At 51.9% G+C, this 12,748-nt stretch carries 9 protein-coding genes; 4 read left to right on the forward strand and 5 right to left on the reverse strand.

The window, feature by feature from the left end; genetic code table 11:
- Positions 1-64: 64 nt before the first annotated feature.
- Entirely contained in the window at positions 65-1,150 is a 1,086-nt protein-coding gene (serC, locus tag AAIE03_RS11005; protein WP_015700652.1) for a 3-phosphoserine/phosphohydroxythreonine transaminase, read from the reverse strand.
- Positions 1,151-1,459: 309 nt separating this feature from the next.
- Here serC and ycaO point away from each other — a divergent pair, with 309 nt between their 5' ends.
- The 4 genes from ycaO (at position 1,460) to pflA (ending at position 7,725) form a co-directional block, all read left to right on the forward strand.
- Positions 1,460-3,223, forward strand: a complete 1,764-nt coding sequence (gene ycaO / locus AAIE03_RS11010) for a 30S ribosomal protein S12 methylthiotransferase accessory factor YcaO (RefSeq protein WP_014593321.1) — start codon at positions 1,460-1,462, stop codon at positions 3,221-3,223.
- 378 nt (positions 3,224-3,601) lie between these two features.
- Positions 3,602-4,462: a formate transporter FocA gene (gene focA, locus AAIE03_RS11015; protein WP_013025235.1), complete on the forward strand. Its 861-nt coding sequence runs from the start codon at positions 3,602-3,604 to the stop codon at positions 4,460-4,462.
- 72 nt (positions 4,463-4,534) lie between these two features.
- Complete coding sequence (gene pflB, locus AAIE03_RS11020; RefSeq protein ID WP_014593319.1) at positions 4,535-6,817, forward strand: formate C-acetyltransferase; 2,283 nt, start codon at positions 4,535-4,537, stop codon at positions 6,815-6,817.
- A 167-nt stretch (positions 6,818-6,984) separates the two neighbouring features.
- Positions 6,985-7,725: a pyruvate formate lyase 1-activating protein gene (gene pflA / locus AAIE03_RS11025; protein WP_014606197.1), complete on the forward strand. Its 741-nt coding sequence runs from the start codon at positions 6,985-6,987 to the stop codon at positions 7,723-7,725.
- Positions 7,726-7,826: 101 nt separating this feature from the next.
- Here pflA and AAIE03_RS11030 read toward each other — a convergent pair whose 3' ends face one another.
- The 4 genes from AAIE03_RS11030 to lolA all read right to left on the reverse strand — a co-directional run bounded on the left by AAIE03_RS11030 (position 7,827) and on the right by lolA (position 12,649).
- Complete coding sequence (locus AAIE03_RS11030; protein ID WP_498563005.1) at positions 7,827-8,981, reverse strand: MFS transporter; 1,155 nt, start codon at positions 8,979-8,981, stop codon at positions 7,827-7,829.
- A gap of 322 nt (positions 8,982-9,303) precedes the next feature.
- Entirely contained in the window at positions 9,304-10,596 is a 1,293-nt protein-coding gene (gene serS / locus AAIE03_RS11035; RefSeq protein ID WP_024470925.1) for a serine--tRNA ligase, read from the reverse strand.
- A 90-nt stretch (positions 10,597-10,686) separates the two neighbouring features.
- Complete coding sequence (locus tag AAIE03_RS11040) at positions 10,687-12,030, reverse strand: replication-associated recombination protein A (RefSeq protein WP_026021039.1); 1,344 nt, start codon at positions 12,028-12,030, stop codon at positions 10,687-10,689.
- Positions 12,031-12,037: 7 nt separating this feature from the next.
- Entirely contained in the window at positions 12,038-12,649 is a 612-nt protein-coding gene (lolA, locus tag AAIE03_RS11045) for an outer membrane lipoprotein periplasmic chaperone LolA (protein ID WP_014593314.1), read from the reverse strand.
- Between the last annotated feature and the right edge of the window lie 99 nt (positions 12,650-12,748).

The following is a 12,748-nucleotide window of genomic DNA, read 5'->3' on the forward strand; positions in this document are numbered from 1 at the left end:
AAAAAACGACAACTCCGCCGTATGGCGGAGTCAGGTGTCAGCAATCCCACTGACTGGGGAATAATCAGCCGTGGCGGCGTTCGAAATCGATCATGAAGTCTGTGAGGGCTTTAACACCTTCCAGCGGCATCGCATTGTAGATGGATGCACGCATGCCGCCAACAACGCGATGGCCTTTCAAGGCATGCAAACCTGCTTTAAATGACTCTTCCAGGAACAGGCTGTCGAGTGACGCATCCGCCAGTTGGAAAGGAATATTCATTCGCGAACGGTTCAGCAGAGCAACATCGTTACGGTAGAAATCACTCTTATCGATGAGGTCGTAAAGCAAGCCCGCTTTTGCCTGATTAATTTTTTCAATTTCACCGACGCCGCCTTTCTGCTTCAGCCACTTGAATACCAGACCGCTCAGGTACCAGGCGAACGTTGGCGGCGTGTTGAACATGGAGTCGTTTTCCGCCAGAACACTGTAATCCAGAATGGAAGGCACACTTTGATGCGCTTTACCTAACAGATCGTCCCGGACGATGACCAGGGTAATGCCCGCCGGACCAATATTTTTCTGGGCGCCCGCATAAATCACGCCATAGCGGCTGACATCAATAGAGCGGGATAAAATCGTGGAAGAGAGATCGGCAACGACGACCTTGTCGCCAAAATCAGGTTCTTCATCAATGGCAACGCCGTCAATGGTTTCATTCGGGCAGAAGTGCAAATAGGCTGCCGCATCGCTGACGTCCCACTCACGCATAGGCAGAATGGCGCGTTTTCCCTCAAGGGTCGTTTTGACATCCAGCGTGCGGGGCGAACAATATTTTGCCGCTTCTTTAATGGCGCTGTGCGCCCAGTAGCCGCCGTCGGCATAATCCGCACTGGTGGCGCTGCCCAGCAGGTTACCCGGTACCGCAGCAAACTGCGCACGTGCGCCGCCGTGGCAGAATAAAACTTTGTAATTAGAGGGGATTTTTAGCAGATCACGGAAGTCCGCTTCCGCTTCCTCGGCCACCTGAATAAACTCCTTACTGCGGTGACTGATCTCCATTACTGAAGTCCCCAGACCATGCCAGTTTGTCAATTCTTGTTCTGCACGGCGGAGCACTTCGCTCGGCAGCATCGCTGGCCCAGAGCTAAAATTATAAATTTGCGTCATTTCCCTCACCACTGTCATATCGAACGGTTATGAATAACGATTCGGTTTTATCACTGCATTCTGGTGGCTGCAATCATAAATCTAACACCGGTCACATTTTTTCAGCACGGCGCACCGGAGGTTATGTTACCAATGCAAGCCAACACAAAATATTGTGAGGGACGTTCCTTTCACTCGCTGCCGGTATTGGCAGACAAACCCTGACATGAGAAAACGTCCTGTAAAATTGCAGCGACTTGATAGCGAACAGGCGGTAAAAAACGTATCATTGCGCGCTTTAGGCACCCTATTCACAGAGAGAGCGGCACCATGACGCAAACTTTTATCCCGGGCAAAGATGCCGCCCTGGAAGACTCCATTACGCGTTTCCAGACCAAACTGCAGGATCTGGGCTTTAATATAGAAGAAGCTTCCTGGCTTAATCCCGTTCCACACGTCTGGTCTGTGCATATTCGCGACCGCGACTGTCCACTCTGCTTTACCAATGGCAAAGGTGCCAGCAAGAAAGCCGCCCTGGCTTCCGCATTGGGTGAATATTTTGAGCGCCTGTCCACGAACTACTTTTTTGCCGATTTCTGGCTGGGTAACCGTATCGCTCAAGGCGATTTTGTTCATTACCCCAATGAAAAATGGTTTGCGCTTCCGGAAGATGACAGCCTGCCAGAGGGGATCCTGGACTCACGCCTGCGTGCCTTTTACGATCCTGAAAATGCGGTGGCCGCATCAGACCTGATCGATCTCCAGTCGGGTAACAGCGAGCGCGGTATTTGCGCCCTGCCTTTTACCCGCCAGTCCGATCAGCAAACCGTCTATATCCCGATGAACATCATTGGCAACCTTTACGTATCGAACGGCATGTCGGCCGGCAATACGGCCAATGAAGCGCGGGTGCAGGGATTATCCGAGGTCTTTGAGCGCTACATTAAGAACCGTATCATTGCCGAATCGATCAGCCTCCCAGTCATCCCTGAGTCAGTGATGGCGCGCTACCCTTCCGTGGTCGAGGCCATTGCGCGCCTGGAAGCTGAAGGCTTCCCAATCTTTGCGTATGACGCGTCGCTGGGCGGTAAATATCCGGTTATCTGTGTGGTCCTGTTTAACCCTGCCAATGGCACCTGTTTCGCGTCCTTCGGTGCGCATCCGGACTTTGGCGTTGCGCTGGAGCGCACCGTTACTGAACTGCTCCAGGGCCGCAGCCTCAAGGATTTGGACGTCTTTACCCCACCCACCTTTGATGATGAAGAAGTGGCAGAGCACGCCAATCTGGAAACCCACTTTATTGATTCAAGCGGCCTGATTTCCTGGGATATGTTTAAAGAAACGGCCGATTATCCGTTTGTTGACTGGACGTTTGCTGGCACTACCGAGCAAGAGTTCAGCACGCTGATGGCCATTTTTGCTGCCGAAGATCAGGAAGTTTATATCGCGGACTACGAGCACTTAGGCGTTTATGCCTGCCGCATTATTGTGCCGGGCATGTCCGATATCTATCCGGCCGAAGACCTGCTGCTGGCAAATAACAGCATGGGCGCAGGCATTCGTGACACGCTGCTTGCCCTGCCCGGCAGCAACTGGAATCCAGAAGAGTACCTTGATCTCATTTCGCAGTTGGATGAAGAAGGTTTTGATGACTTCACCCGCGTCCGTGAGTTGCTTGGCCTGGCAACGGGTAAAGATAATGGCTGGTATACCTTACGCATCGGGGAGCTTAAAGCCATGCTTGCGCTGGCCGGCGGCGATCTGGATCAGGCATTGATCTGGACAGAATGGACCATGGAATTCAACGGCTCCGTGTTCAGCCCAGCGCGGGCAAATTATTATCGTTGCCTGCAAACTCTGCTACTTCTGGCCATGGAAGACGAGCGTAATCCACTGGAATATCACGCCGCCTTTGTCCGTATGTATGGCGCAGAGGCGGTAGAAGCGGCATCCGCAGCCATCAGTGGTGAAGCAGCCTTCAACGGTCTTCAGTCGGTAGACAGCGACCTGACCGCTTTCCCTGCTCATCAGGCGCTACTGGCGGCTTATGAAAAATTGCAGCGTGCCAAACGCCGCTACTGGGAAAATGCCTAAGCTGGCGTTGAACATTCACGCGGGTTAGTCTGACAATCATGCCTGAGGCACTGAACCTGTTCAGTGCCTTTTTATTGATCCTTATGTATTCCTGCCATTAATAGATTAATGTCATTATTTTTCTGCTAAATAGCGACACCAACAACCTATCTTATTAACAAATCTACAATATTTCAGCCTTGATTACGCCCTCTCGTTAAACAAAACCTGTATTATTTAAAATAAATTTATTCATTATTTTTCATGACGTTAGTTCCAAAAACCACCTTTCTTGTTAAACCTTTACCGTTGTTGCTCTGCTGGACATGATCTATATCAACTTTCATCACAGGTGCATTTGTTATTATTTTTTTCAGACAACTTTTGGAGTGAGTTAGTGTGAAAGCTGACAATCCTTTTAATCTGTTATTACCCGCCGCGATGGCAAAAGTGGCTGAAGACGCTGGCGTCTACAAAGCCACCAAGCATCCGCTGACGACAACCTTTCTCGCGTTTACCGCAGGCATGTTTATCTCCATCGCTTTCGTGTTTTACATCACAGCCACCACCGGCAGCGGTGAAATGGCTTACGGCATGGCTAAGCTCGTCGGGGGGATATGTTTCTCACTCGGGTTGATACTCGTTGTGGTATGTGGTGCCGACCTGTTTACCTCCACCGTGCTGATCGTCGTTGCGAAAGCGAGTGGCCGCATCACCTGGGGGCAACTGGCACGTAACTGGATCAACGTTTATGTTGGTAATCTGGTCGGTGCGCTGTTTTTTGTCGCGCTGATGTGGTTTTCCGGTGAGCATACGGTGGCCAACGGCGCATGGGGTTTAAACGTGTTGCAGACTGCCGACCATAAAATGCATCACACGTTTGTTGAAGCGGTCTCTCTGGGTATTCTGGCTAATTTGATGGTCTGTCTGGCGGTCTGGATGAGCTATTCAGGACGGACCTTAATGGATAAAAGCCTGATTATGATTTTGCCGGTGGCGATGTTTGTTGCCTGTGGTTTTGAACACAGTATCGCAAATATGTTTTTAATTCCTTTCGCCATCGTCATTCGCGATTTTTCTGGCCCGGAATTTTGGCATGCTGCGGGCGCGACGGCAGCACAGTTTCCGGCCCTTTCTGTGAAAAACTTTATTTTCGACAATCTGATTCCAGTCACGCTCGGCAACATTATCGGCGGTGGAGTGCTGGTCGGATTGACCTACTGGGTAATTTACTTACGCGGTGGACACGAAGCGCACTAATCCAGCCTCGAGGGTTCATCCCAACCGGATCGACCCAAGAGCAAAAGTCTCCTTAAATAAGGCAGGTATAATATGACCGAACTTAACGCAAAACTGGCCTCAGCCTGGCAGGGTTTTACTGAAGGCGAATGGCAGAACAGCGTCAACGTACGCGACTTCATCCAGAAAAACTATACGCCGTATGAAGGCAATGAATCTTTCCTCGCTGGCGCCACCGAAGCCACCACTAAACTGTGGGAAAGCGTGCTGGAAGGCATTAAAGTTGAAAACCGTACCCACGCACCCGTCGATTTTGATACCGATCTTGCTTCTACCATCACCTCGCACGATGCCGGCTATATCAATAAATCGCTGGAAAAAGTTGTTGGCCTGCAAACGGAAGCGCCGCTGAAACGCGCCATTATTCCTTTTGGCGGCATTAAGATGGTCGAGGGTTCATGCAAAGTTTACGGGCGCGAACTCGATGCTTCACTGAAAAAAATCTTCACCGACTATCGTAAAACGCACAATCAGGGCGTGTTTGATGTTTATACCCCTGACATTTTACGCTGCCGTAAATCAGGTATATTAACCGGCCTGCCTGATGCCTATGGTCGTGGACGCATCATCGGTGACTACCGTCGTATCGCCTTATACGGCATTGACTACCTGATGGCCGATAAGTTTGCTCAGTTTGCGTCTCTGCAAAGCGATCTGGAAAATGGCGTCAACCTGGAAGCCACCATTCGTCTACGCGAAGAAATTGCTGACCAGCATCGGGCGCTTGGACAAATCAAAGAGATGGCAGCCAAATATGGTCACGATATCTCAGGTCCGGCGACCAATGCAGTCGAAGCCGTTCAGTGGACCTATTACGGCTATCTTGCCGCAGTAAAATCACAGAACGGTGCAGCCATGTCCTTTGGCCGTGTTTCAACCTTCCTGGACGTGTTCATTGAGCGCGATCTCAACGCCGGTAAGCTGAACGAAGCGCAGGCGCAGGAACTGATTGACCACCTGGTGATGAAACTGCGCATGGTCCGCTTCCTGCGCACGCCTGAGTACGATGAACTGTTCTCTGGCGACCCCATCTGGGCAACGGAATCGCTGGCCGGTATGGGCGTTGATGGACGTACGCTGGTGAGTAAAACCACCTTCCGTTTCCTCAATACACTGTACACCATGGGCCCTTCACCTGAGCCTAATATGACCATTCTGTGGTCTGAGAAGCTGCCGGTTAACTTTAAAAAGTATGCGGCGAAAGTGTCTATTGATACGTCATCACTGCAGTATGAAAACGACGACCTGATGCGTCCCGATTTCGACAACGATGACTATGCAATTGCCTGCTGCGTCAGCCCAATGATCGTCGGTAAGCAAATGCAGTTCTTCGGTGCCCGCGCCAACCTGGCGAAAACCCTGCTCTACGCAATCAATGGCGGCGTGGACGAAAAACTGAAAATGCAGGTCGGACCAAAAGAAGCCAAGATTACCGATGAGGTGCTTGATTTTGACGTGGTAATGGCGCGTCTGGATCACTTTATGGACTGGCTGGCGAAACAGTACGTCACTGCACTGAACATCATCCACTTCATGCACGATAAATACAGCTATGAAGCCGCGCTGATGGCACTGCACGATCGTGACGTTTACCGCACCATGGCATGCGGTATTGCCGGACTCTCTGTCGCGGCCGACTCGCTGTCTGCCATCAAATACGCGAAGGTGAAACCGGTGCGTGATGAAGATGGCCTGGCCATCGATTTCGACATCGAAGGAGAGTATCCGCAGTTCGGGAATAACGATCCCCGCGTTGACGATCTGGCCTGCGACCTTGTTGAACGCTTTATGAAAAAGATTCAGCAACTCGAAACCTACCGCAACGCTGTACCGACCCAGTCTGTGCTGACCATTACCTCTAACGTGGTTTACGGCAAGAAAACCGGTAATACGCCAGACGGTCGCCGTGCAGGCGCGCCTTTTGGTCCGGGCGCTAACCCGATGCACGGTCGCGATCAGAAAGGTGCCGTGGCCTCGCTGACCTCGGTGGCGAAACTGCCCTTTGCTTACGCAAAAGACGGTATCTCCTACACTTTCTCTATCGTTCCTAATGCGTTAGGCAAAGATGACAACGTGCGTAAAACCAATCTGGCAGGCTTGATGGACGGTTACTTCCATCATGAGACCAGTATTGAAGGCGGTCAGCATCTTAATGTGAACGTCATGAATCGGGAGATGTTAATGGACGCGATGGATAATCCTGAAAAATATCCTCAGTTAACCATTCGCGTCTCCGGTTACGCCGTTCGCTTTAATTCGCTGACAAAAGAGCAGCAGCAGGACGTGATCACCCGTACCTTTACACAATCGCTGTAAGCGCTGTCGCCATCAGCCCTTTCTGAGGCTCCTTCATGGAGCCTCATATTCAAAGTCTGCTTTGGTCGTTGTCTGAGATACGGATAACCACCAAAATTGATTTCCTGTTCAGAGCACACCAGAGAGTGTGCCACCTGCTCCGCAGGCTTACCTGGAGAAACATCGCAATGTCAGCCATAGGTCGCATCCACTCATTCGAATCATGCGGAACCGTAGACGGTCCCGGCATCCGGTTTATTACCTTTTTCCAGGGTTGCCTGATGCGTTGCCTTTACTGCCACAACCGCGATACCTGGGACACGCACGCCGGTAAAGAAATCACCGTTGAGGCGCTGATGGCGGACGTTCTGTCCTACCGTCACTTTATGAATGCCTCTGGCGGTGGCGTCACCGCATCGGGTGGCGAAGCTATTCTTCAGGCTGAGTTTGTGCGTGACTGGTTTCGTGCCTGCAAGGCAGAAGGCATACATACCTGTCTGGATACCAATGGTTTTGTTCGCCGCTACGATCCGGTCATTGATGAGCTACTGGACGCAACAGATTTAGTGATGCTGGACCTTAAACAGATGAATGACGAGGTTCACCAGATTCTGGTTGGCGTATCTAACCATCGCACGCTTGATTTCGCTCGCTACCTACAGAAAAAAGGCAAACGGACATGGATCCGTTTTGTCGTCGTGCCTGGCTACTCAGATGACGACGATACCGTTCATCGCCTGGGAGCGTTTACCCAGGATATGGCGAACGTTGAAAAGATCGAGCTTCTGCCTTATCACGAACTGGGTAAACATAAGTGGATCGCGATGGGCGAAGAGTACAAGCTTGATGGCGTGAAACCGCCCACCAAAGAGACGATGGAACGGGTAAAAAACATTCTTCTCCGCTACGGACATGAAGTCATGTATTGAAAACGGGGCGGAGATCTCTACCGCCCCACAGGAACCTTTCAGGAAGGCGCACTGACCACCATGCAACAACGAGGCACAGTGCTGCCCTCTGCAGAAGGCATTCAGGCATGCGCCACGGGCGTGGCATGATGATCGGCTTTACGCAACAGCATCACCAGGTAAACCAGCGCCACTGCCGCAATCATAACGAACAGTAAACGGTCTGAGTAACTCTGCATCAGCATTGCTGTCATGCTCGGCCCCGCCAGACTGCCCAGCGTATAGCTCAGTAACAGCGCCTGATTCATGGCCACCAGTTCGTGATGCGCCACGGTTTCGCAGGCCCACGACATCGCCACAGGGTAAAGCGTAAAACCCGCCAGCCCCAGAACAAACAAGGCAGGTGCCATCGCGGCATTGGTTAGCATCGCAATCGCGCCCAGGATTACCACAAATACCTGCACACGTAGCACCATCATGCGGCCAAAGCGATCGGCAAGGCGCCCAATCGGCCACTGCCCGACAATACCTGAACTAACGAGTAACGCCATCCAGTAACCTACGTTTGCATCGCTCATGCCCTGATGGGAAAGATAGAGCGGCATCAAGCCATATAACGAACCTAAAACAATCCCGGAGATGATGCAGCCGTTGATGCCCAGGCGCGAACTGCGGCGGCGTAGCATGGGTAAGATACGGCCACCCGGCAAGGCTTCAGCCGGATCACGGCTGGCAGCAACCTGTGTGAAGATCAGCGGTAAAATGGCACAAATCACCGTCGCGGTTACCCAAGGGATCACACTTAACAGCTCTGTGGAAAGTTTGCTCACCAGTAGCTGCCCGGCAACCGTTCCCAGATAATAGACAATCATATAGGCAGCCAGGAGCTGCCCACGGTTACGCACCGTGCCGCTGCACAATAAAGCGCTTTCAACCACGACCCAGACTAAGGCGCAGCCGACACCCGCGCTAAAACGCAACAGCGTCCATGACCAGAAGCCTGCCAGCACCATCATACACAGGGTTGCCACCGCAAACAGGCCGGTTGCCAGATAATAACTACGGTTAAATCCATACTGTTTAATCAGCCAGCCCGCCAGCAACGTGCCAAGCAGATTGCCGGTGTAATACGACGAACTCACCACGCCCACCTGCCAGGTAGCCAGAGCATCATGCGTCAGCCAGAGAGGCACTAACGTATTCAGCACAGCAATTGAAACTGTCATTAACATCAGGCCGCAAAGCAGCAGTATCACAGGACGTGACCAGGTCGACATAGGGAATTAAAACCAAAAGAAATGAAGGAAATTGCGCGCAGTTTGCCACTGCGTTATTTAAAGTCAACGGGGCCAAACGCACCGCAGCACATTTTGCTGCCCGACAATTTAATTTATTTATCTTCAGTAAGTTAGCGGCATATTTTACGTCAGGGAAAATAAAGCTATCTTACTGATAATGTAGATTTTTACGCTTTCGGCATCGGGATATATCGATAACGTTTATTTGTGATAAATTCTGATACCGTCCTTTGGCATCGATCCGTCTTTCGGACCAAAAAAAACCCAGCAGCCGCTGGGTTTTTCAGAGAATAACGGGCGATTAACCAATAAATTCCAGGCCCTTCATATAAGGACGTAACACTTCAGGCACGGCGATGCGGCCATCCTGCTGCTGGTAGTTTTCCAGCACCGCTACCAAGGTGCGGCCCACGGCCAGACCGGAACCATTTAATGTATGGACCAGACGCGGCTTTTTATCCTGCTTACTGCGGGTCCTTGCCTGCATACGGCGAGCCTGAAAATCACCCATGTTTGAACAAGAGGAGATTTCACGGTACGTATTCTGCGCCGGTAACCACACTTCTAAATCGTAGGTTTTGGTCGCACCAAAGCCCATATCGCCGGAGCACAACAGCACTTTACGATAAGGCAGATTCAGCAGCTGTAAGACTTTTTCGGCGTGGCCGACCAGCTCTTCCAGGGCATCCATTGAGGTTTCAGGCGCCACTATCTGTACCATCTCGACTTTATCGAACTGGTGCATACGAATAAGCCCGCGCGTGTCACGGCCATAGGAACCCGCTTCAGAGCGGAAGCATGGCGTGTGAGCCGTCAGCTTAAGCGGCAGGTTTTCTTCCTCGACGATTTCATCGCGTACCAGATTGGTCAGCGGCACTTCGGCAGTAGGAATCAACGCATAGTGGCTGCTTTCTGACTCTTCTTCCAGCGGCCGGGTGTGAAACAGATCTTCACCAAACTTTGGCAACTGTCCTGTTCCGTACAGGGTCGCATGGTTGACCAGATAAGGCACATAGGTTTCCAGATAGCCATGCTGCTCGGTATGCAAGTCAATCATAAACTGGCTGAGCGCCCGGTGCAGGCGGGCAATCTGGCCCTGCATCACGACAAAGCGTGAACCGGTGAGTTTGACCGCCGCAGCAAAATCCAGCCCTTTCGCGGCTTCGCCCAGCTCAACATGATCTTTCACCTGAAAATCAAACTGACGCGGCTCACCCCAGCGGCTGATTTCCAGGTTCTCGGTATCGTCTTTACCCAGCGGTACAACATCTGCAGGCAGATTCGGCAGCGCCAGGCTGAAGTCACGAATCTGATTTTGCAGTTCATCCAGTTCTGCTTTGGCAGCATCCAGGCGTTCGCCCAGGCTGTTCACTTCCTGACGCAGTGGCTCGATGTCTTCCCCACGTGCTTTGGCCTGACCGATGGATTTGGATCGGGAGTTACGCTCGGCCTGCAGATTTTCAGTTTCTACCTGCAAGACTTTGCGACGCTCTTCGAGCGAACGCAGCATTTCCACATCCAGTTTGAATCCTCGGCGTGCCAGTTTTTCTGCGACTGCGTCTGGCTCATTACGCAGCAGATTGGGATCGAGCATGCTTATCCTGTGTATTTATGAGTTGAAAGAAGGGACGCATTCCAGCTGGAATGCGTTGAAAACATTGACCACATTACCGCAACGTCTGTTTTAGCGGTAGCGTTTTGTCTGGCTATTTTGATCGAGTTCAGTAAGCCAGGCCAGCTTTTCGCCAATTTTGCCTTCAAGACCGCGTTGGGTGGGATGATAGTAACGTGTTTGTGCCATTTCCGGAGGGAAATAGACCTCACCCGCCGCATAGGCGTTGGCTTCATCATGGGCATAGCGATAGCTTTCACCCAGGCCCATTTCTTTCATCAGCTTAGTGGGGGCATTGCGCAGATGATCGGGAACATCAAAATCAGGGTGGTCGCGCGCATCGCGCATCGCCGCTTTAAAGGCGGTATAAACGGCATTACTTTTTGGCGCACAGGCGAGATACACGATGGCCTGAGCAATCGCCCGCTCCCCTTCTGCCGGACCCACGCGGGTGAAACAGTCCCACGCCGATATCGCCACCTGCATGCCGCGCGGATCGGCATTGCCCACGTCTTCAGAGGCAATGGCCAACAGACGACGCGCGACATACAGCGGATCGCCACCTGCGGTAATAATCCGGGCGTACCAGTACAGGGCAGCATCGGGTGCTGAACCGCGAACAGACTTATGTAACGCAGAAATAAGGTCGTAAAAGCGATCACCCTTGTTATCAAACCGGGCAGATCGCTCCCCGGCAACTTCAGTCAACAGCTGTGGCGTCAGTTCTCTTTTGCCTTGCGCGTTGGTTTCGGCCATATCGGCCATCATTTCCAGCGTGTTAAGCGCACGGCGCGCATCGCCGCTCACCAGCTCAGCGATCATGCGGCGCGTATTATTCGGTAACAGGATATCGCTGTTGCCATAGCCGCGATCGGCATCTTGCATGGCCTGGTCAAGCACCTGCTCAATGTCTTCTGTGGTCAGGGATTTCAGTAGATAAACGCGGGCGCGTGACAGCAGTGCGGAATTAAGCTCGAAACTGGGATTTTCAGTGGTGGCGCCAATGAAGGTAATGGTGCCGTCTTCAATATGCGGCAGGAAGGCATCCTGCTGACTTTTATTGAAACGGTGCACCTCATCCACGAAAAGGATGGTGCGACGGCCGGCCTGCTTGCTCAAGCGCGCACGCTCTATCGCTTCACGAATTTCCTTGACGCCGGAGGTGACGGCAGAGATGCGTTCAACGTCCGCATTACCGTAGTGCGCGATAATCTCGGCCAGTGTGGTTTTGCCTGTTCCCGGCGGCCCCCAGAGAATCATGGAATGCAAATGGCCAGCCTCAATGGCGCGCGGCAGCGGTTTCCCCGCAGCCAGCAGGTGCTGCTGACCAATATAGTGCTTCAGGGTTTCTGGCCGCATACGCGCGGCCAGAGGTTTAAAATCTTCGCTGGAGAAATCCAGAGACAGGTTGCCCACTACCACCTCACTGACGTTGATCATCCACCGTGACACCTTTCGGCGGGGTGAAAGTGAATTTATCCGGACTGATAGGGCCGTTTTTCTGGCTCTTCAGCTGGTAATTACTGCGCTGTCCATCCTGCTCTACGGCGCTGAACTGATTAATCGTGCCATCTGGCGTTACGTCGATAGTGAACTGCTTGAGGTTACCGTCGCTTTTCTTCGGCGTCAGTTCAAATTTATCGCCCTGCTGCTTAACGTTGTATTGCTGCCAGTCGCTGGACTGATTGCGGGCAATTAACATAAACGGCGTATTGCTGGTAGCATTCTTTAACAGACTTACCGTAGCCTGCTCTACAAACGGGTTGTAGAACCATAACGATTTTCCGTCAGAGACAATGACGCTCTCGTCAGGCGCGGTCATGTGCCAGTTAAACAGGCTTGGGCGCTTGACCCACAGTTCACCTTCTCCATCCTGCACGTTAGCACCGCTGCCATCGGTCACCTTTTGCGTAAAGCTGGCGTGGAAGCTGTTTACTTTATTCAAACGCTGTTGCAGGTCACTTGATGCATCAGCGAAAGCGCTGGCTGAACCCAAAGCGGCCAACAGGCCTAAGGCAATTACGCGTAATTTCATCTGCTTAAATCCTTATTAAATCGTTTCCCGTTGATAACGCTACTAAGCCTGGTCGCTGTCCTGCGTTTAATACAGGAGAAAAAACCGAAAGCCTAATCA

This window comes from Pantoea sp. Ae19-2 (genome assembly GCF_059801205.1).